Annotated in this window: 18 protein-coding genes and 3 pseudogenes; 14 read left to right on the top strand and 7 right to left on the bottom strand. The window is 67.0% G+C overall.

Annotated features, from left to right (window positions below):
- Positions 1–104 precede the first annotated feature (104 nt).
- A pseudogene (locus tag IG98_RS0123065) lies at positions 105–446 on the top strand (DUF6461 domain-containing protein); the annotation flags it as partial.
- Between the two features lie 703 nt (positions 447–1,149).
- Positions 1,150–2,820, top strand: a complete 1,671-nt coding sequence (locus IG98_RS0123070) for a TROVE domain-containing protein (RefSeq protein WP_030915749.1) — start codon at positions 1,150–1,152, stop codon at positions 2,818–2,820.
- A gap of 150 nt (positions 2,821–2,970) precedes the next feature.
- Here the strand turns inward: IG98_RS0123070 and IG98_RS0123075 are convergent, their stop codons facing one another.
- Positions 2,971–3,588, bottom strand: a complete 618-nt coding sequence (locus tag IG98_RS0123075) for a hypothetical protein (RefSeq protein ID WP_030915753.1) — start codon at positions 3,586–3,588, stop codon at positions 2,971–2,973.
- A 249-nt stretch (positions 3,589–3,837) separates the two neighbouring features.
- Positions 3,838–4,587 carry a TetR/AcrR family transcriptional regulator gene (locus IG98_RS0123080; RefSeq protein ID WP_030915757.1) on the bottom strand — a complete coding sequence of 250 codons (750 nt, stop codon included), beginning with the start codon at positions 4,585–4,587 and terminating at the stop codon, positions 3,838–3,840.
- Between the two features lie 124 nt (positions 4,588–4,711).
- Between IG98_RS0123080 and IG98_RS0123085 the strand changes: the two genes are divergently transcribed.
- The 3 genes from IG98_RS0123085 (at position 4,712) to IG98_RS52615 (ending at position 7,737) form a co-directional block, all read left to right on the top strand.
- Positions 4,712–5,641 (top strand): ATP-binding cassette domain-containing protein, encoded by a 930-nt coding sequence (locus IG98_RS0123085; RefSeq protein WP_030915759.1) that lies wholly within the window; start codon positions 4,712–4,714, stop codon positions 5,639–5,641.
- Positions 5,642–5,710: 69 nt separating this feature from the next.
- On the top strand, positions 5,711–6,496 hold the full coding sequence (locus IG98_RS0123090) for an ABC transporter permease (protein ID WP_030915762.1): 786 nt from the start codon (positions 5,711–5,713) through the stop codon (positions 6,494–6,496).
- A gap of 386 nt (positions 6,497–6,882) precedes the next feature.
- Positions 6,883–7,737 carry a hypothetical protein gene (locus IG98_RS52615; RefSeq protein ID WP_211264067.1) on the top strand — a complete coding sequence of 285 codons (855 nt, stop codon included), beginning with the start codon at positions 6,883–6,885 and terminating at the stop codon, positions 7,735–7,737.
- A 374-nt stretch (positions 7,738–8,111) separates the two neighbouring features.
- On the opposite strand, the gene IG98_RS0123100 is transcribed toward IG98_RS52615, so the two are convergent.
- A complete protein-coding gene (locus IG98_RS0123100; protein ID WP_030915767.1) occupies positions 8,112–8,522 on the bottom strand; it encodes a hypothetical protein in 411 nt (136 codons plus the stop codon).
- Positions 8,523–8,901: 379 nt separating this feature from the next.
- On the opposite strand from IG98_RS0123100, the gene IG98_RS0123105 reads away from it, so the two are divergent.
- The 3 genes from IG98_RS0123105 to IG98_RS0123115 are packed head-to-tail and all read left to right on the top strand — an operon-like array spanning position 8,902 to position 11,536.
- Positions 8,902–9,732, top strand: a complete 831-nt coding sequence (locus IG98_RS0123105) for a CPBP family intramembrane glutamic endopeptidase (RefSeq protein WP_030915769.1) — start codon at positions 8,902–8,904, stop codon at positions 9,730–9,732.
- The gene (locus tag IG98_RS0123110; RefSeq protein WP_030915775.1) at positions 9,729–10,880 is read left to right on the top strand and encodes a sensor histidine kinase; all 1,152 of its coding nucleotides are present in this window, start codon (positions 9,729–9,731) and stop codon (positions 10,878–10,880) included. The genes IG98_RS0123105 and IG98_RS0123110 overlap by 4 nt, the downstream gene beginning before the upstream one ends.
- Positions 10,877–11,536, top strand: a complete 660-nt coding sequence (locus IG98_RS0123115; protein WP_030915777.1) for a response regulator — start codon at positions 10,877–10,879, stop codon at positions 11,534–11,536. Before IG98_RS0123110 ends, IG98_RS0123115 begins: the two co-directional genes overlap by 4 nt.
- A gap of 93 nt (positions 11,537–11,629) precedes the next feature.
- Here IG98_RS0123115 and IG98_RS0123120 read toward each other — a convergent pair whose 3' ends face one another.
- The gene (locus IG98_RS0123120) at positions 11,630–12,295 is read right to left on the bottom strand and encodes an AIM24 family protein (protein WP_030915780.1); all 666 of its coding nucleotides are present in this window, start codon (positions 12,293–12,295) and stop codon (positions 11,630–11,632) included.
- Between the two features lie 120 nt (positions 12,296–12,415).
- Between IG98_RS0123120 and IG98_RS0123125 the strand changes: the two are divergent.
- The 3 genes and pseudogenes from IG98_RS0123125 to IG98_RS0123130 form a co-directional block, all read left to right on the top strand.
- Positions 12,416–13,378 (top strand): annotated as a pseudogene (locus IG98_RS0123125) (aldo/keto reductase); the annotation flags it as partial.
- A 46-nt stretch (positions 13,379–13,424) separates the two neighbouring features.
- Positions 13,425–13,529, top strand: a pseudogene (locus IG98_RS53460) (LuxR C-terminal-related transcriptional regulator); the annotation flags it as partial.
- Positions 13,530–13,770: 241 nt separating this feature from the next.
- Complete coding sequence (locus IG98_RS0123130) at positions 13,771–15,024, top strand: SGNH/GDSL hydrolase family protein (RefSeq protein WP_157594472.1); 1,254 nt, start codon at positions 13,771–13,773, stop codon at positions 15,022–15,024.
- A gap of 396 nt (positions 15,025–15,420) precedes the next feature.
- Here the strand turns inward: IG98_RS0123130 and IG98_RS0123135 are convergent, their stop codons facing one another.
- Positions 15,421–16,296, bottom strand: coding sequence for a TetR/AcrR family transcriptional regulator (locus IG98_RS0123135; RefSeq protein WP_030915789.1), 876 nt, complete (start codon positions 16,294–16,296; stop codon positions 15,421–15,423).
- 61 nt (positions 16,297–16,357) lie between these two features.
- Here IG98_RS0123135 and IG98_RS0123140 point away from each other — a divergent pair, with 61 nt between their 5' ends.
- Both IG98_RS0123140 and IG98_RS0123145 read left to right on the top strand, forming a co-directional pair.
- The gene (locus tag IG98_RS0123140) at positions 16,358–16,558 is read left to right on the top strand and encodes a hypothetical protein (protein WP_157594473.1); all 201 of its coding nucleotides are present in this window, start codon (positions 16,358–16,360) and stop codon (positions 16,556–16,558) included.
- An 82-nt stretch (positions 16,559–16,640) separates the two neighbouring features.
- Positions 16,641–17,114, top strand: coding sequence for a flavodoxin family protein (locus IG98_RS0123145; RefSeq protein WP_030915795.1), 474 nt, complete (start codon positions 16,641–16,643; stop codon positions 17,112–17,114).
- Here IG98_RS0123145 and IG98_RS48960 read toward each other — a convergent pair.
- Positions 17,074–17,268 (bottom strand): helix-turn-helix domain-containing protein, encoded by a 195-nt coding sequence (locus IG98_RS48960; RefSeq protein ID WP_425428075.1) that lies wholly within the window; start codon positions 17,266–17,268, stop codon positions 17,074–17,076. The two genes, IG98_RS0123145 and IG98_RS48960, sit on opposite strands and share 41 nt — an antisense overlap.
- Before the next feature lie 87 nt (positions 17,269–17,355).
- Between IG98_RS48960 and map the strand changes: the two genes are divergently transcribed.
- Positions 17,356–18,165, top strand: a complete 810-nt coding sequence (map, locus tag IG98_RS0123150) for a type I methionyl aminopeptidase (protein ID WP_030915797.1) — start codon at positions 17,356–17,358, stop codon at positions 18,163–18,165.
- 182 nt (positions 18,166–18,347) lie between these two features.
- On the opposite strand, the gene IG98_RS47210 is transcribed toward map, so the two are convergent.
- Entirely contained in the window at positions 18,348–19,133 is a 786-nt protein-coding gene (locus IG98_RS47210; RefSeq protein ID WP_211264068.1) for a DUF6461 domain-containing protein, read from the bottom strand.
- Positions 19,134–19,145: the final 12 nt, after the last annotated feature.

A 19,145-nucleotide genomic window follows, 5' to 3' on the forward strand; every position in this document is an offset into this window, starting at 1 on the left:
GCGTACGCATCCGCGGCGAGAAGGGCATCCGCTGGGGCGGACGCCCTCTCAAGGCCGCAGCCTGACAAACCCGGCGAACCAATGCGGTCACGGCACTAGGTACGTCGATCGCCAGTGTGGAACGCAATGTCAACTACCACTCTCACTTCGTCCATGCCGTCGACGGCCGTATCGTCGCGCGACTGGACCCGATGTACGCCCACTGGAGCGACAGCACCGACCCCGAACGGTTGAAGGAGGACCTCGAAGAACTGGGCATGATCTGGGATTTCGACCCGGAGCGCGAGGTCTTCCCGCCTTACATCGAGGGCGCTCTGGCGCTCGCCGAACGACGCACAGGCGTCCGACTGGAACCCTGCCACCTCCAGCCAGGCGCCTTACCTCACCGTGCCTCCATCGCCCGCTACTACGAAAGCCCTGAAGGCACATTTCCAGAGCCGGCCTGACAACCGCCTCAGGAGCGTCAGGTCATCGCTCGGGGTGATTGCCTGACATTTCATGCCGTGCCGGAAATACAGGTGTGATGGACCGCCCTGCCCGGTAGCATCGCATTCAGTTCATCGGGCCTGGAGTTGGTGCGGGTAGAAGGACATCGGTTATCTCTTGCAAAGATTCTCCGGTGTCTGTCCTGCGTCCGCGCCTTTTCCTGGCCCGGTGGGCTGGTCAGGTCTGGTGTTGGCACGGGTCGAAGCTTGTCGGTTATCCACTGTTAATGGGGTGGTTGCGGGTTCAAGTCCCGTCGCAGGCCTCGGTCTGTGTAGCTCAATTGGTAGAGCACCAAAAAGGCCGGTGGGCGTTTTCACATCCGTGCCTTCACCTGGCCTGATCGTTCGTCAGCCCTGTCGGCGACGCGGGTCGAATCTGGTCGGTTATTGGTCTAACAGGTTCGAGTCCTGTCGGGACCTTCAGGTCCTGATTCCGGTCGGAGTCCCCATATCCGCGCCTCCGGCAGGGCTGACGAACAGGGGAGCGGGTCGAAGAACATCGGTTATCGGAACAATTTGTCGCGGGTTCGAATCCCGTCGCCGTGGTCTGGCCGCGGTGTAGCTCAGCCTGGTAGAGCGATTGTCAAACCCCGGCGCTCATCACCATATCCGCTCCCCTTTCGCATATCCGCCCACCAGCGGGTCGAACAAGAAGGAGAGCGCCATGGCACGTGATCCGCTCGCGGGGATCTCTACGATCGCGACCCCGCAGACGCAGCGTATCCCCGGCCGCGCCGACCAGGTCCTCAACAACGCCGGCGGCTACGTGTTCGCCAAGGACACCTGGACGAAGCTGGAGGACTTCCTGATCCTCGGCACCACGGGTGGCACGTACTACGTGGGTGAGGACAAGCTGACCGCGGACAACGCCGATGTCCTGTTCGCCGCGATCAGCGAGGACGGGCCGCGGGTCGTCAACCTCATCATGGCCGTCTCCACCTCCAGGCCGCCTCGCGCGCCGAAGCCCCGCCCGGCCGTCTTCGCTCTCGCCGCCTCGTTCGCCCGCGGCGACCTCGACACCCGCCAGGCCGTCAAGGCCGCGTTGCCGTTGGTGGTGCGGACCACGGATCATCTGGCGATGTTCGTCGGCTACCTGAAGAACCTCGGCGGCAAGGCGTCCCGTAACGGTTCCGGCCTGGTCGTGGGTCGTGCCCTGCGGACGGCGCTCGCGTCGTGGTTCCTGCGGGACGAGCCCGACAACGTGGCGTTCCGGGCGTGCAAGGCGATGCAGCGCAAGACGCCGCAGGGTGAGGCGCTCGCGCTGCGGGACGTGCTGCGTATCGCCCATCCCAAGGCCGACACCGCGCAGCACAAGGCGCTGTTCGGGTGGATCGCCGGCAACGTCACCGACGACGCGGCGCGCGAGGTGCTGCCCGCGGTGGACCGGTTCCTCACCGCGAAGGCCGTCACGTCCGTGGACGAGGCGGTCCGCGTGGTGGGCGAGCTTCGAGTGCCGTGGGAGTTCCTCCCCGACGCGATGCTGCGCGAGCCGGCGGTGTGGGAGGCGTTGGTCGACACGGTCGGCATGACCGCGCTGATCCGCAACCTCGCCCGCATGACCCGCCTTGGCGCGTTGAAGCCGATGGGTGACGCCACCCGGCGTGCAGTCGCGCGCCTCACCAATGGGGAGGCGCTGCTGAAGGCGCGGATCCACCCGATGGACGCCTGGCTGGCCATGCGCGTCTACGCGTCCGGCACCGCCCGGCCGAACCCGCGCGCCGACGTGCAGACGTGGAAGCCCGTCCCGGCGATCCTCGACGCCCTGGAGGAGACCTACGAGCTGTCGTTCGGCTCCGTTGAGCCGTCCGGTAAGCGCCTCCTCGTCGCGGTCGACTCCTCGGGGTCGATGAGCGGTGACTGGGGCGGTCCCCTCACGGTGGGCGGGTCTTCGCTCGGCGCCCCGTACGAGGTGGGGTGCGCCATGGCGGTCATGCTGGCCCGCATCGAGCAGGGCAACGTGCACGTCATCGACGTCGACACGTCCGTCCACGCCTCGAAGGTGACGCCTCGCACGAACCTGCGGGAGATCGCCACCTGGCGGCCCTCGGGTGGTGGCACAAACCTCGCGCTGCCGTTCGACTGGGCACGGCAGGAGCAGCTGAACGTGGACGGCATCGTGGTCTTCACCGACAACGAGACCTGGACCGGCCGCTCCCACGCCTCCCAGTCGCTTACCGCGTACCGCAAGGCCGTCAACCCGCAGGCGCACGTCGTGGTCGCCGCGATGACCGCCGCCGGTCACACGATCGGCGACCCGGACGACGCGGGCGTGCTGAACATAGGAGGTCTGGACGCGTCGCTGCCGATGGTCGTGAACGGTTTTATCCGGGGCTGATCGGAGGGCGCGCGAGGGATGAAGGCATGTCCCTCGCGCGCTCGTCAGACAAAAAATCGATGTCCTGCAACGACGGTCCCCGACCGCAGGTGTGGGTGGAGGCCAAGAGCGGTTGAGTCCGCGTGAACGTGTTCGCACGGACCCCGGAAATCACTTCAAGGTCTTCTTGTACGCGGCGGCGGCTGCCCTGATGGCAGTGGTGGCCGTCTGCGGATCGAACATGCTGTAGACCTTGATCTGTAGGTCTTCGCGTTCGGTGAACGGCCACTCCCCGCCGTTGTCGGGATCCCATTTGCGTAAGCTCTGATTCTCTTCGCATTTCAGGAGAAGCGTTTCGCAGCCGCCCGCGACGACTTTCCAGTTGTGAAATCTGGCCCCGCATGCCGGGCGTTCCGTGAACACCCAGTCGATAACATAGTTCCGCGGCCATTTTTCCGCCTTCCGTAGGGCGGCGAAATCCTCGTTGTGCTCGAAGAGCTGGTACTCCGAGTGGCTGGTGTTGAGTGTGACCTGCCGACCGTAGATGCCGACGTCCTGCTTGAACGACACGCCAAGGCTGGGCGCCGTGATTATCAGGTCAGGATAGTCGTTCGCCGAGTAACAGTCGACGACCTTGCCCTCGTCGTCCATGCCGCGCCGACGCGTCAGGTGGAAGGTGGCAATGTTCTGTCCGGGCGTGACATGCGCATTATTGGCGCGAAACTGCGCCGCGACAGTCGTGCGGGGATCAATGCCGTACTGATCGGTCGAGATGACTTCTTTAATCATGTACGCTCCCGCGCCGGGGTGATGTCGTTGCCCCCTGACGCTACGTCTCAGTTCGTAGCCTGTCGAGACTGGACATTTCTCCGCCAAACAGCTAAGTGGGAAGGCGATCGTCGCGTTGACGGATTGGCATTTAGAAATCTGACTCGCCGACTCAAAAGAAAGGGCCGTCGATCTCGATCATTCGGTTCATTCCGCCGCCAAGCCGTTGATCGCGACCGGCGCGATCATGGCAGGGAAAGGAGGGTGGTATTACCCCTGCCCTGTGGTCCTGCGTTCGATGAAGGCGGCCACGCCGTCCAGGTACAGGCCCAGGCTGAACTCCCCCTCGACCTCCTCGTCGTAGGGGACCTCGGCCTCGAAGACGCCGGCGGCGATCACATTGCTCAGTGCGGGAAACCGCTGCGGGTCCACCACCCGCGCCAGTGCCATGCCGTACTGGCGGCCGAAGGCCTCGGGGTTCTCCGTGTAACTCCTGGACAGGTCGATGCTCAGCCGGAGCTCGCCGTGCACGAAGGTCAGCAGGCCCATCACGACGCCGACCTTCTCCTCCTCGCCGAGGCCGGTTTCGCCCAACGCGCGCAGCGCGCATTCGAACCACCGGAGGCTGTTGGGTCCCAGCGGTGGCCCGCTGATCGGGAGCTGCACGGCCCACGGGTGCTGTCGTGTCACCTTCAGCAGGCCCCGCGCCCACAGCGTCAGCCCGGTCCGCCAGTCCACGTCGTCCGGCAGGTCCGGTGGCCCGCCTGTAGCCGCGTCCGACATCAGCAGGAAAAGCTCGTCCTTGCTCTTCACGTAGCGGTACAGCGCCATCGTGGCGTTGCCGAGCTGGGCGGCGACTCTGGACATCGACACCGCGGCCAGCCCCTCCGCGTCCGCCACCTCGACCGCGGCCCGGGTGATGTCGGCGATCGTGAGGGACGGTTTGCGCCCCCGCCGCACCGTCTCGCGCAACCCCCAGAGCAGGGTCACCTCGGCGGGCAGTTCGATCTCGTCGGTCATCCGGTCCCTCTCCTCGCGAACACGGACACAGTCTAGGAACACCCCTTCCGCACTCCGATGCGTATGGTCTACGCTTTTAGGCGTATCTCATACGCAATAATATCGTCGCCCCCGAGGAGCGAGAGTGATCGTCGAGGCAACCGGCCTGCACAAGGCCTTCGGATCCACCAAGGTTCTGGACGGAGTGGACCTGCACGTCGCAGAGGGCACGGTCTTCGCACTGCTGGGCCCGAACGGCGCGGGGAAGACCACCACCGTCCGCATCCTGACCACGCTGTCGCGACCCGACCGAGGCAGCGTGCGGGTCGCCGGGTACGACGTCGTACGCGAGGCGACCAAGGTGCGTGGCGTGATCAGCCTGACCGGTCAGTCCGTCGCGCTGGACGACCAGCAGACCGGCCGGGAGAACCTGGTCATGATCGGCCGCCTGATGCACCTGGGCAGACCCGCCGCCGGCCGTCGTGCCACGGACCTCCTGGAGAGGTTCGACCTGGTGGACGCCATGGAAAGGCGGGTGAAGACCTACTCCGGCGGCATGCGCCGACGGCTGGACCTGGCGATGAGCCTGGTCTCGCAGCCAAAGGTGATCTTCCTGGACGAGCCGACCACAGGGCTCGACCCGTCCAGCCGGACGACGATGTGGGACGCCATCAAGGAGCTGGTCTCGTCGGGGACGACGATCGTCCTCACCACGCAGTACCTGGAGGAGGCGGATCGGCTGGCCGACCGGATCGTGCTGATCAACGGCGGCAGGGTCGCCGCGTCCGGTACGGCCGACGCGCTGAAGTCCCAGGTGGGTGGGGAGCGACTCGACCTGCGGTTCGCGGTGGAGGCTGACCTGGTCCGTGCCGCCGCGCTGTTCGGCGTGCCGCCCGGCACCGACCCGCTCGTGCTGGGTGTCCCGTCCGACGGCAGTGCGGAGCACCTGCACCGGGTGCTGGACGAACTGCGGATCGCGGGCGTGCCGGTGGCCAGGGTGTCATCGCACCGGCCGACGCTGGACGACGTCTTCCTGTCCCTGACCACCACCGGCCGGACCCCGGTCCAGGTCTGAACGGCTCTCTGACCACCATTGGCCGGACCTCGGTCCAGGTCTGACCCAGCTCTCGAAAGGAGCATGACCATGAGCACCATCGCCGTGCACGGCGGCGTCCGCAACGCCGTGAGCGACTCCATGACCATGATCGGCCGCAGCATCCGGCTCAGCCGCCGCAACGCCGAGACGCTGGTCATGTCGATCGTCCTGCCGCTGCTGATGATGTCGCTGTTCGTCTACGTCTTCGGCGGGGCCATCGACACCGGCACCCGGTACATCAACTACGTGGTGCCCGGCACCCTCCTGCTGTGCGTCGGTTACGGCGCCGCGTCCACCGCGATGTCCGTCGCGGACGACATGACCAGCGGCATGATCGACCGGCTGCGCTCCTTGCCGATCCGCAGCTCCGCCGTCCTCACCGGTCACGTCGTCGCCAGCGTCGTCAGGAACCTGCTGTCCACCACCGTCGTCATCGGCGCGGCCGTCGCGATGGGCTTCCGTCCTGACGCGACGGTCACCGACTGGGCGATGGCGGCCGGTCTGCTCCTGCTCTACGTGCTCGCGCTGTCCTGGCTGGCGGCCGGGCTCGGCGTGATCGCGAAGTCCGTGGAGTCGGCCAGCACGCTGAGCTTCCTCATGCTGTTCCTGCCCTACCTCAGCAGCGCGTTCGTGCCGACGGACACCATGCCGTCGTTCCTGCGGGCGGTGAGCGAGAACCAGCCGATCACCCCGGTGATCGAGACCGTACGGGGCCTGCTGACCGGGACCCCGATCGGTGACACCGGATGGATCGCACTCGCCTGGTGCGTCGGCCTGCTGGCCGGCTCGTTCATCTTCGCCGCCTGGCTGTTCCGCCGCCGTACCCACGGCTGAGAGAGCGTGACGTGCCGGCCATGCCGGAAGGGCGGCGAGCCGGGCCGGGCGTCATCGGGACGCCGTGTTTTCCCCTTCGGATCAGGCCACCCTGCAAGATTCGGCGAATTGTTTTGATGGTTATCGAGTAACCCGATTGTGGCATTGTTCTTATAAGTGGCGGCTGTCCATGTCATGTGATTGCGAAAGATTCCTGACATCCTGCGCTCCAAATGGGGAGATCGTCGCCTGGATGCCAGAACATCTGAAAATTCGGAAAACGGGGTGACTTGATTCCCGGTGGCGCTCCTTGTGTTCTGGCTGGAAGGGTTTTTGCCAATATTTGGAATTCCGACGGTCTCGGCAATAAACTCGGCCCCCGACAAAGTCAATTTACAAGGGGTGATATGTCTAGTAAGCAACTGTCCATCGGGTTCGCGATCCTGGGTGTCGCCGTCGCTTCGCTGGCGCCGCTCACCGCGGCCGACGCCTCCGCCGCTGTTGCCTCTCACTCCAGTAGCGTCGCCGCGGCGGACGTGACCCGGCAGAGCGTCATCGACCGGGCGAAGACCTGGAATCCAGGCACTCCCCAGCGAGTGCCGTACAGCCAGAGCAGGTACCACAACGGCTACCGCACCGACTGCTCCGGTTACGCCTCGATGGCACTCGGGTTGGCCGCCCCGGGTCCGAACACCGTGACGCTCGCCTCGTCGGGAGTGAGCAGCCCGATCGCGATGTCCGACCTGCTCACCGGCGACCTCGTCATCGACGCCATCGGCAACAACAACACCCGGCACGTCGTGATCTTCGAGAAGTGGGCGAACGCCGCGCGCACCTCCTACTGGGCCTACGAACAACGCGGCGACTACGGAACCGACCATCGCGTTCTCAGCTACGGGTTGCGGCCGGGCAGCGAGTTCCGCGCCTACCGGCCGAGGGTGCTCGGTGGCGGTGGCGGCGACCCCGGGAGCGGGGGGAGGTACTGGGCCGACACGTTCGCCAACGCGACCGGCTACCGGGAGGCGAACACCAACGATCCGCAGGGCACCCTCAACAAGGGCACCAACTACGTGTACTGCCGGATCTGGGGGGCCGAAGTCCGGCATGGCAACGAGTTCAACCACTGGTGGCTGCGGACCGACCTGGACCGTACGGACCCCGGCAAGAACGGTAGAGGTGCCTACGTCTCCGCGTACTACCTCGCCAGATGGGGGAACGACGAGGCCAAGGACAACACGGGCCGAGACATCCCGAACTGCTGAGCGCCCTGTGGAAGACAGGTGTGCCGAGGGCCTTCTTCGTCGTATCTCGTACCTGTGTCACTCCAGGGAGGTCCCCACCGGTCATCGGTGGGGACCTCCTGCCGAGCCGGGACAGTGATCTGGACTCGGTGTGAACCGAACGCGGCAGAGGCGGCAGAACTCCAGCTTGTGATCGGTTGAGGCCCGCCAGTAGTCGACGGGGTAGGTCGCCTGTCCCGGCCGGACACACGGTGCGGCGGCTTGTGGACGGCCTGACGTATACCGCCGGTGGCGTGCGCGGCGCCACCGGCCGCCACCTACGGCCCCGATGCGGTCAGCAACACCAGCGGAGAGCAGGCCGGCGCAGGGCGTAAACAGATTGCCGTTTACTGATTTCAGGGAACCACGTAAGGGCTGTAGTAGTACCCGCCGTTGGTAAGGTCCTGCATTCGCACCCGGCACGACCCCTGGTTACCGACCGCGAAGACGAAGCTCCTTACCTGACCAGGCGAGATGGAAAAGGCGCCGTTATCGTCCTTTTGGAAACCATTTATGCACATCAGGCGGAACCGTGCGGTGAGCGTGGATCCCACATTCTTGTAATAGGCCACGTTGTAACCGCCCGGAGTGCCGGTAATGCCGCGCGCGCACAGTTCGTTGTCCCCGATGGGGACACACTTTACCGCGCCGAGAACGGCTGCCGTGCCGCTGCTGTCGGCCTGGGCAGCGGATATGGAAAGGGTGGCCAGCGGCACGGCGGCGCACATCGCCGTGAGCGCGATGGCGCTGATTCGACGAGCAATCATTCGTTGAACCTTCCTGGGACGAACCGTTGTCATGCTGAACTCAGACAACGATCACTGCCTGGGGGTGATCTCGGCAATCTGTAAGGTTCCAGGGTGTCGCTGAGGTAGCGAGGGAACGTGCGGTCGGGCCGGCTCGACCCCCTGGTCCTGATGACGAACACCGCCTCGCGGAACGCCCGCAGAACCGATTCCGTCCGCGGCCGGCTCCGGAACTCGGTGACGACCCCGGAACGAGATGGGGTCGATCGCGGGGTGCTTGTCCCCCGTGCGAGCTACCCGCGAATGTCCACCGCGCGGTGACGATTCCAGGCCGTCGGATCCATAGCGTTCTCGACACAGCCGCGGCGCTCCGGCCGCGGGATCTCGCAAGGGAGTCGTTATGCGTCTGTTGAAGCAGTTTGTGGCCGTCGCGGCGGTCGCCTTCGTCGGCAGCATGGGCATGGGTGCGGTACAGGGGAACACGCTTCTCACCCTGGTTCTCGGTGTCGCGACAGCCGTGCTCGCCGTACTCGTGTACGCCCGGGTGGTGCGTTGGTCCGAGCGCCGCGAGCCGGTGGAGGTGGCCACGAAAGGTGCCGCCGCCGTCGGCCGGGGGACGCTGATCGGTGTCGGGATGTTCGCGGCCGTCATCGTGAACATCGCCCTCCTGGGCGGCTACCGGATCGACGGCCTGGGCTCGCTGACGGGCGCGGTCGGGCTGCTCGGCTTCATGGCCGCCGCCGCGGTGACGGAGGAGCTGCTCTTTCGCGGCATCCTGTTCCGGATCGTCGAGGAACGCACCGGCACGTGGATCGCGCTGGCACTGACCGGTCTGCTGTTCGGCCTGATGCACCTGTTCAACCCGAACGCCAGCCTGTGGGGCGCGATCGCCATCACGATCGAGGCCGGCGGCATGCTCGCCGCCGCCTATGCCGCCACCCGCACCCTGTGGGTGCCGATCGGCGTGCACTTCGGCTGGAACTTCGCCGCGGCCGGCATCTTCAGCACCGAGGTCTCCGGCAATGGCGCCACGGAGGGGCTGCTGCACGGCGTGACGTCGGGCCCGGCCCTGCTCACCGGCGGCGAGTTCGGGCCGGAGGCGAGCCCGTACGCGGTGGTGTTCGGCGCGCTGCTGACCATCGTGTTCATGTGGCTGGCCCACCGGCGCGGCAATGTGGTCCCCCGTCGGCGCAGTGCCCGGTCCGGCGCGACCGCTACGCTCCCCCAGTGATCGATCTCCGGTGGTTCCAGGATCTGTGGCGGCGATTCGACGTCACGGTCCGGGACCTTCCGCTCGCGCTGCTGCTGGCCGTCGCGTCATTCCTGCCGGCGCTTCACGACCACGGGACGCAACTCGGCGACCTGCCGGCCCGTCCCTTCGACGCGCCGGCCGTCGTGGTGATCGCCCTGGAGTGCCTCCCGCTCGCCGTGCGCCGACGGTGGCCGGCCCTCTGTCTCGTCCTGGTGTCGCTCGGCTTCGCCCTCGACCAGCTCCGGGCCTACCACATGGTGGCGGGCGCCGCCCTGCCCATCGCGCTCATCAGCGCGGGCGCCTATCTGGAACGCCACCGGCGCGTCACCGCGGTCCTCCTCTCCGCGGCGTACCTGTCACTGGCGCTCGCGCTCGACCGGCTCGGCTCGACCGAGGGGTCGGAAGGATATGTGACGTTCTACCTGGCGGTGGTCCTCGCGTGGGGCATCGGGGCCTGGCTGCGCTCCACCCGGGCCGCCGAGGCCGAACGCCGCCGCCACCTCGCCGAGGCCACCCGGGCCGCCGAACGCACCCGCATCGCCCGCGAACTCCACGACGTCGTGACCCACCACGTGACGGCGATGGTCGTACAGGCCGAGGCGGCACGCTACCTGACCGCCGTACCCGATCGCCTCGACGCGACGCTGAGCGCTGTCACCGACACCGGCCGACGGGCCATCAGCGACCTGCGGAACCTGCTCAACCTGCTCAACCCCGACCACGACAGCGATGTCAGGACGCCGCCCGTCGGTGAACTTTCCACACTCGTGGAACAGACACGCCAGGCCGGGCAGCCGGTGGAGTTCACCGAGGAGGGCAAGCCGGTGGAGTCGGCCGGCAGCGCCGAGTTCGTGGCCTACAGGGTCGTGCAGGAGTCCCTGACCAACGCCCTCAAATACGCCCATGGCAATCGCACCGTGGTCCGCGTGCGCTATGGCGAAAAGGAGATCACCGTGGAGGTCGACACCGACGGTTCCGGCTCCCGGAACGGCTCGCCTGGCGGAAGCGGGCGGGGCCTCGCCGGGCTCCGCGAGCGGGTTGACGCCCTGGGCGGCGAGTTCAACGCGGACCGGCGGGCGGGCGGCTTTGTCGTGTGGGCACGCATCCCTGCGGGAAGCCCGTCATGAACGCGCCGGTTCGGGTTCTGATCTGCGACGACCAGGCGCTGATCCGCACCGGGTTCGCGACGATCATCGGTGCGCAGCCCGACCTGGAGGTGGTGGGCGAGTGCGGGGACGGTCGCGCCGCGGTCGACCTGGCCCGCCGGCTGAGCCCCGACATCGTGGTGATGGACGTGCGGATGCCGGTGCTCGACGGCATCGAGGCGACCCGCCTGCTGGCCGGTGCCGGAGTGGCGCATCCCGTCAAGGTGCTCGTGGTGACGACGTTCAACCTGGACGAGTACGTCTATGAGGCGCTGCGTGCGGGGGCGAGCGGGTTCCTGCTCAAGGACGCCCCACCGGCGCAGCTCCTGAACGGCATCCGCACCGTCGCGGCAGGCGCCGCGCTGCTGGCACCCGAGGTGACGCGGCAGCTCGTCGGCAGGTACGCGTCGCGGATCCGTCCCGCCAAGGGCACGCCGGACGACGTCGCGCTGACCCCACGCGAACTGGAGGTCCTGCGCCTCATCGCCGACGGCCTGTCCAACAGCGAGATCGCCGCGACGTTGGTGATCAGTCAGGAGACCGTCAAGACGTACGTGTCGCGTATCCTCACCAAGCTCGACCTGCGTGACCGCGTGCAGGCGGTGGTCTACGCCTACCGCAGGGGCTTGGTGACCTGAACCCACCACAGCACTTCCGGCTCGTGCCGAAGGCCGGCCGGAGAGCGCGACATGTCCCGCGATGCTCAGGGCTCATGGTGAGAGATCACCGGCCTACTGTGCCTGCACCACCGGTGGGCCCTCGCTCGCCTGGACGAGGACGAATCCCTGGCCCTGGAAGGCGAGCTGCATGGCCTCGCCACTGCCGCGGCCGATCAGCGCGCCGACCTTCATCGTCCGGTTGACGCCCACGTGCAGGCCGGCACTCCAGCAGACCGCGGACTGGCCGTCGGCGAAGGTCGGCATCTGGGTGGTGTCGAGAAGCACCGGTGTGCCGTGCGCGGTGACCGCGACCCAGCCGGTGCCCTTGATCGTCATGTTGAACAGGCCGCCCGCGGCGATCCCCGCGCCCTGCACGCGCTGGATGTCCCAGGTGAGCTGGGGATCGAAGGCCAACAGGTTGCGGCCGTTGACGGTGAGAGCCTCGTTCTCCAGGTAGAAAAGGTGGATGTCGTCGGCGTTGTCGGCCAGGAACAGCAGGCCCTGCCCTCTGACGCGCATCAGCGGGGCGCCCTCGCCGGTCACCATCTTCTTGAACAGTTTTCCGACCCCGCCCGATCCCTCGTAGTCGAAGTCCATCTGGCCCTGGAAGGCGACCATCGAGCCCTGCCTGGCGAGCACCTCGTGCGGTAGCCGGACGCGGAGCATCTTGGCGTTCTGCAGGGCGAAGTTGGCGGGGACCTGCTGGGAGTCCAGGTTCCCGAAGAGCGCGCTGCGCATGGAGGTCCCTTCGGTGGGTGGATCGACATGGGTAGTGACGAACGGGGACAGGGCCTGGTTCCAGGGAGCCCTGCGATGCTGATGATCGCAGGGCTCCCGAAGTCTATGAGAGGACGAAAAATGCGCACAACGACGCTCGGTCCCGACGGTACCGAGATCGGCGTTCTGGGGCTGGGCTGCATGGGCATGAGTTTCAGCTACGACCTGGCGACCCCGAGGGACGAGGTCACGTTGACCTCGGTGATCCACCGGGCGCTCGATATGGGCATGACGCTGCTCGACACCGCGGACGTGTACGGGCCGTTCACCAACGAGGAGTTGCTCGGCCGGGCGCTGGCGGGCGGTCATCGGGAGCGTGCGGTGCTGGCCACCAAGGTCGGCACACTCACCCGGGACTCCGAGGGCAACCCCGTTCAGGGTCTGGACGGCCGCCCGGAGCACGTCCGGAGGTCGATCGACGAGAGCCTGCGTCGGCTCGGCACCGATTACGTGGATCTCTACCAGCTGCACCGGGTGGATCTCGAGGTGCCGATCGAGGAGACCTGGGGAGCGCTGGCGGAGACCGTGGCGGCGGGCAAGGCGCGCTGTATCGGCCTGTCCGAGGTGACGGTGGAGCAGATCGAGCGGGCACAGTCGGTGCACCCGGTGACCTCGGTGCAGTCCGAGCTGTCACTGTGGACCCGGGACTGGATGACCGAGGTGCTGCCGTACTGCACCGAGCAGAACATCGCCTTCCTGGCGTACTCGCCCCTGGGCAAGGGCTTCCTCACCGGGCGGTTCTCGTCGTTCGAGGACCTGCCCGAGGAGGATTTCCGGCGGCGGCTGCCGCGCTTCCAGCAGGAGGCGCTCCGTGCCAACCTGGCCATCGCGGGCCGGGTCCGTCAGATCGCCGAGCGCATCGGCGCCACCCCAGCCCAGGTGGCGCTCGCCTGGGTGATGGCCCAGGGACGGTACGTCGTTCCCATCCCCGGGACCAAGACCCCGAAGTACCTCGCGGAGAACGCCGGGGCGGCGGATGTCGAGCTGAGCGCGGCTGACCTGGCCGAGCTCGGCGCCCTGCCCGCGCCGGAGGGTGACCGCTACGGGGCAGCGGATCCGGCCCGTCAGCCGTCATGGAAGGACTGGTCGGATCAGTCGGGAAACCGTCAAGACGTACGTGTCGCGCATCCTCACCAAGCTCGACCTGCGTGACCGCGTGCAGGCGGTGGTCTACGCCTACCGCAGGGCTTGGTGACCCGAACCCACCACGGCTGCCGGCTCGCGCATGCTGCGGAAGGCGAGCCCGATCGGTGTCTGGTTCACCCGGTCGCTGAACGCTCGGTCTGAGCGAGCAAACACATGCTTGACGATCAGGGCGATACACGATCTCTTAGGTGAAACGGCCGAGCCTCAAGAGATCTTGACGCTATCGATGCGGCATGTTCTGATCCAGGTATTCGTTATTTCATGCTTATTTAGTAGGAAATGGAGTAGCTGTGAGGTTTTTCCGGCGGGTGGCCGCGATGGCCGCGCTCCTGGTAGGCACGGTCGGCATCCAAGTCGTCCAGAGCGGAGCGGCGCACGCGGCCCTGCCCACCGCCGCCGTCGCGCTCGGAGACAGTTTTATCAGCGGGGAGGGCGCGGGGAACTACCAGCCCGTCGTCGATGCCTCCGGGACGGCACAGGCCTTCCCCGGCTGGTCGGCGGCCAACAGCAACGCCTACTTCTGTCACCGGTCGGCGAACGCCTCGCTCTTCAAGGCGTCGCTCCCCGGTATCCAGGATCGCTTCAACCTCGCGTGCTCCGGCGGTCAGCCCGCCGACATCGCCAACCCCTCCAGCGCCCGCGCCAAGGGCCGTTCCGTCGCCTCGCAACTCGACCAGCTACGCGTCGTCGCCCAGACCCACGACATCGACGTCGTCCTCATCGGCCTTGGTTCCAACAACACCCAGTTCACCTTCGGCGACGTGGCCACGGTGTGCGCCAACCGCTTCATCGCCGACGCCTGGACGGGCTGGTGGGAGTTCTGGGCCTACCTGGGCGGTGAGGTGCCGCAGGAGCCCTGCACCGTCTCGGACCTGGCCTCCGACGCCGAGGTCGCCACCGCCACCACCGAGACCACCGCCGCCCTGCGCCAGATCCTCGACACCCTCACTCAAATCGACGCCGACGGCGTCCACCGTGTAATCCTGCAGACCTACACCAACCCGCTGCCGCTCGATGTCGCCCCGCAGTATCGGGACGAGGACAACCGTACCGACACCCGCGACAAGTTCCGCGCGCTCGGTGCTGAGCGGTACGCCGCCGGCTGCCCGATCCACCGTGCGAGCCTCGCCCCCGGGCATGTGTTCTCCCAGAACCTCGGCTCCCTGGTCAAGAACGCCTACACCACGCTGGTGGCCGAGCGCCCGACGGCCGACCTGCGCGTACTGGACGTCCAGAAGGCATTCGACGGGGCCCGGCTCTGCGAGAACCCCGGCAGCCCGACAGACGCGCTCGCCACGCCGGTCCGGGTGCAGGACGGGCCGTCCGGCACGTTCATCACCAGCCTCTCCGGCTGGGACAAGATCGGCGTCCAGCGGGTGGCGAACACCTGCGTCACCTACTTCCAGACCTGCCAGGAGTCATGGCACCCCAACACCGCGGGGCACGCCGTCCTCGGCCAGTGCCTGACCGGCGCCCTCACCGCCGCCTCCCGCACGATCGTCACCTGCGCTCGTAACGCGAACGGCACGCTCACCATCTCCTGACGTCTCCTCTCGACACGCGATGCCGAGGCATCAGTTGACGATGTTCAGGTCGGTGACGAGGTCACCGTGACCATCATCGAGATCGACGCGCTGCGGCGTCGGCTCGCCCTATCTCGCCGATGGTCTAACCGCTCAGACCAGGACCTCCAAGACGCGGCGCGTGCTGGTCGTAACCGTCCAGGAACCTCTCGACCGCGGCAAGCCGCCTGGCCACGAAGGCGAAGTGCTCACGTTCGCTCATTCCTGCGAGGTCCAATGACAGGCAGCGGTCTTTTGCCGCCGAGGTTGGCGTCTGGCGACCTGTCGGTCGCCAGGCGGACCTGCTGTCCGTAATAGAACGTTTGACGCACCTGGCTGCTGGCCGCCCACGAGCACCTGGCCGAACAGGTCACCATCTCAGGCGAGATCTGGTGCGGGGCCGCCGACGGCTCCGCCGGTGGCGGTGCGGATCGCGTGGCCTTTCTCCACGAGGGTCGCGAGTTCGTCGAGGAGGGCGATCGAAGCGGCGATCCGTGTCGCGGTCCAGTGGACGGAGGGATCGGGTTCGAGGTAGGAGAGCATGGCGGCGACAAGGGCATAGGTCGTGCTCGTCCAGCGAGACTCCAGTGAAGAGCCGAACGCCCGGGCCTGGAATGACGGGCTCTCCTCGTTGACGGAGGCGCGGACCACGAACCCCATCAGGAGCGCTCCCATGGCTTGGGACATCAACTCGAAGCCTGCGTCGTCGGCCAGCGGCGTGGTGAGCCGGTACCCGAGCAGCTTCGGAAGGCGGCTGTACACGGCTGCGCGCTGTGCCACGAAGGAATGCTCCGCCGCTGCCAGTTCGGCCGTGACGACCGTGCGCAGGTCACTGTCGGGCAGGCTGCTGCAGGTTGCGCGGAGTGCGAGGTAGTCGCGCCATTCGCGCGAGGTCGCGAAGCGCTGAAAGTCAGCCTCCACAGCGATGCGCAGGCCCTCGACGACCAGGGTCCGGCGTCCCGCTTCCGTTGCCGCTCCGTCCCGGTGTGCGGATATGAACCCCCGAAGAGCGTCGATCTCTTCGGTGCCCTCCGGTTCGAGTCGGGTGTCGCGCACGACCCGCACGAGCACCTCGCGAAGGAATCCGGCCCGACTCGGCCAGTGGCGGTAGGCCGTGGCCCGGGCGACTCCCGAGGCGGCGATCGCCTCCTCAAGGCTGATGCCGTCGAGACCCACCGTGATGCCACGCTCGCGGACCCGGGTGATGGCGGCGTCGATGATCCGGTCGGAGGGCTTGCGGCGGGGACTGTTCACGCTGCTAGCATCTCAAATGAGACATCATGTCTCAATTACTGCTTGAGGGAAGGGGGTGCGGATGCCCGCTCAGGCTCATGGGCACAGCGCCGATGCGTTCGTCTGCTTGCTCATCGCGGTGCTCGCCACTGTCTGGGGGGTATTGCGGCTCGGGCGGAACCGCAGGGGGGCGGGAATGTGGATCGGTGCGCTGGTGCTCACCGCCGCGACCCTGGTGGCCGACGGTCTGGTGCTTGACGCCGCCGCCCTTGCCGACACCTAGGTGGTTGCGTTTCGCCGCCTCTGCGCGACGGGTTCATCGATCGATGATCCGGCCCTCGACGCTCGCAACTACTGGAGGAAAAATGCGTGTGGTCGTCGTTACCGAGTCCTGCTTCGGTAACACCTCACAGGTGGCCGAGGCCATCATCGAAGGGTTGCGCTCGGGCGGTGCCGCGGTGGAGGCGGTATCGGCCGACTCCGCGCCACCATCCCTGTCCGCCGATCTGGTCCTTGTCGGTGCGCCGACGCACAACATGGGCTTGCCCAGCAGCGCTTCGCGCAGTCAGGCGGCGCAGAAGGGCGGTAGCGCCCCGTCCTCCGGCGTCCGCGAGTGGATCGACCGGGTCGACTCGGTCGACGGCCGGGTCATCGCCTTTTCGACCACGACCGGTGGTCTGTTCGCCGGTTCGGCGAGCAAGGCGATCGTAAAGGCGTTCAAGCGCCACAAGATTCGGGCTGAACACGGCGCGGATTTCACCGTCACGGGCACACCGGGCCCTCTGGCCGGCGGGGAACTCACCCGAGCGCGCGAGTGGGGCCGCACGCTGCAGGTCTGACCCGTCCATTCTCGATCTTGCGCAGGGTTTCCGGCGAGATGCCGGCCGTGTGTGCGACTTCCGCTAGGTCGCGTCCCGCTCGTGCGTGGCACAGCAGGGCGCCGAGACGTCTGCCGGCCTCGATCTGCTCAGGTGTGAGCGGTTGGCGGACCATGCCCCCGGGACGGGGTTGGTATTACTATACCGGTGAATGTTAGGGTGCCGGTATAGTAATACCGACACCCTGTGGAGCGAGGTACTTGTGATTGAGCTGAAGACACCTGCGGAGATCCAACGCATGCACGTGGCCGGGCGTTTCGTCGCCGAGGTGCTCTCCGAGGTCGGCCGGCTCGCCGACGTGGGCGTCAACCTCCTGGACCTGGAGCACCACGTGCGCGGCATGATCAAACGGCGCGGGGCGGAGTCGTGCTACTGGGACTATGCGCCGTCCTTCGGACGCGGCCCGTTCCGCAACGTCATCTGCCTGTCGGTCAACGACGCCGTCCTGCACGGCCTACCCCACGACTACACGCTGCGTGACGGCGACGTACTCAGCGCGGACCTCGCGGTCGGCGTCGACGGCTGGGTGGCCGACTCGGCGCGCACAGTCGTCGTTGGCACTGCTGCGGAGGAGGACCTACGGATCATCCGTGCCACCGAGGAAGCGTTGGAGGCGGCGATCGAGGTGGCGCGTCCGGGCAATCGCCTGGGTGACATCTCGGCGGCGATCTGGGCGGTGGCCCACGACTACGGTTATCCAGTCAACGACGAGTTCGGTGGCCACGGCATCGGCCGCACCATGCACGAGGGGCCCCACGTTTCGAACAGGGGCCGGGCAGGGCGCGGCCTTACGCTCCGGCCGGGCCTGACCCTGGCGCTCGAACCCTGGTTCGCCCGCACGACCGACCGAATCGTCTACGACGCCGACGGCTGGACCATCCGGTCGGCCGACGGCTCGCGCACGGCCCACTCCGAGCACACGGTCGCCATCACCGAGGACGCCCCCTTGGTGCTCACCCGGCGTGAATCGGAGAACCCCGTGACGAGGGGTGATTCCACAAAAGGTGCCTAGCACGCCAACGGCAGATGCTTGGTCCGTAGCGGATCACAGGTGCCAACCGGTTTCGGCGCCGAACAGATCCACTGGGACGAAAAAACTGGCTGAGCCCGCGTCCCGTATCGTCTGCCGTCACAGTTAGGGGGGCTCTGTGGCGAGGCGAGGGCATTTCCGGCCCGTTTCGACGCTGTGGTGGGTCAGGAACAGGTGCCAGGTATGGCGGCGCCGAGAACGGGGCCGCGGAGGTGTGTTGGGCCGATCGTGACGCCGGTGATTCGGCCGGCGAGTGCCAGGGCCGCCGGGATGGGGTTGTCGATGGAGTCGTCGGCGGCCGGATCGATGCCCAGCTCACGGAGGTGACGATTGAGCCGGTCGGGATCCGCGCCCTGCCTGTCGATGGGAAACCCCGGGTTGATGTTGGTAATGAGTTGACCGTCGACGGCATAGGAAACGAGGTGCTGGGCGTAGTCATGCCGCTGCACCGCCACAGCTTCTCCGCCGTCGCGTGACAAGGCGTCCAGAACCTCCCATTGCGCGCCGTGCCAGCCGCAGTCCTCGATCGCGACGGTCCAGTCCCCGATTCGCCTCACGGTGATGACCTGGGGCCCTTCCGGACAGGAGCGGTCCCCATCTCCGATCAGCCGGATGTCCTCTTCCGCGGCGCCGAGCCGGCGCAGCACCTCGTGCTCGTCGAGCCCACGAACGAAAACGATCGTGTAGATGTCGTCCTCCTCCTGCCATTCGTAATCCTCCGGGGAGGCGCCGGGGGTCCTTGCGGTGGCGTGGACCAGCTCGAACGTGTTCGCCTGTTCGTGGACCTCGGGATGGGCGGCGAAGAAGGCATCGATGATTTCCGGAGCGACCCGGCCACGTTCGCTGACGGAGTAGCCCTTCGCCTTCGCCCATGTGCGGATGCGGCGGGAGGTGTCAAGCCCGTGCGTTCGGTAGGTGACGCGGAGGGGGGTGAAGTCGGCGTCGGACATGATCAGAAACCT

Origin of the sequence: Streptosporangium amethystogenes, from assembly GCF_000721075.1 — a bacterium.
GTDB classification, from domain to species: Bacteria; Actinomycetota; Actinomycetes; order Streptosporangiales; family Streptosporangiaceae; genus Streptosporangium; species Streptosporangium amethystogenes.

Bases quoted from the DNA above. Each gene is read 5' to 3' on its own strand.
- IG98_RS0123070 (WP_030915749.1), top strand. From the start codon at position 1,150: ATGGCACGTGATCCGCTCGCGGGGATCTCTACGATCGCGACCCCGCAG.
- IG98_RS0123075 (WP_030915753.1), bottom strand. From the start codon at position 3,588: ATGATTAAAGAAGTCATCTCGACCGATCAGTACGGCATTGATCCCCGC.
- IG98_RS0123080 (WP_030915757.1), bottom strand. From the start codon at position 4,587: ATGACCGACGAGATCGAACTGCCCGCCGAGGTGACCCTGCTCTGGGGG.
- IG98_RS0123090 (WP_030915762.1), top strand. From the start codon at position 5,711: ATGAGCACCATCGCCGTGCACGGCGGCGTCCGCAACGCCGTGAGCGAC.
- IG98_RS52615 (WP_211264067.1), top strand. From the start codon at position 6,883: ATGTCTAGTAAGCAACTGTCCATCGGGTTCGCGATCCTGGGTGTCGCC.
- IG98_RS0123100 (WP_030915767.1), bottom strand. From the start codon at position 8,522: ATGATTGCTCGTCGAATCAGCGCCATCGCGCTCACGGCGATGTGCGCC.
- IG98_RS0123105 (WP_030915769.1), top strand. From the start codon at position 8,902: ATGCGTCTGTTGAAGCAGTTTGTGGCCGTCGCGGCGGTCGCCTTCGTC.
- IG98_RS0123115 (WP_030915777.1), top strand. From the start codon at position 10,877: ATGAACGCGCCGGTTCGGGTTCTGATCTGCGACGACCAGGCGCTGATC.
- IG98_RS0123120 (WP_030915780.1), bottom strand. From the start codon at position 12,295: ATGCGCAGCGCGCTCTTCGGGAACCTGGACTCCCAGCAGGTCCCCGCC.
- IG98_RS0123140 (WP_157594473.1), top strand. From the start codon at position 16,358: ATGCCCGCTCAGGCTCATGGGCACAGCGCCGATGCGTTCGTCTGCTTG.
- IG98_RS0123145 (WP_030915795.1), top strand. From the start codon at position 16,641: ATGCGTGTGGTCGTCGTTACCGAGTCCTGCTTCGGTAACACCTCACAG.
- IG98_RS48960 (WP_425428075.1), bottom strand. From the start codon at position 17,268: ATGGTCCGCCAACCGCTCACACCTGAGCAGATCGAGGCCGGCAGACGT.
- IG98_RS47210 (WP_211264068.1), bottom strand. From the start codon at position 19,133: ATGTCCGACGCCGACTTCACCCCCCTCCGCGTCACCTACCGAACGCAC.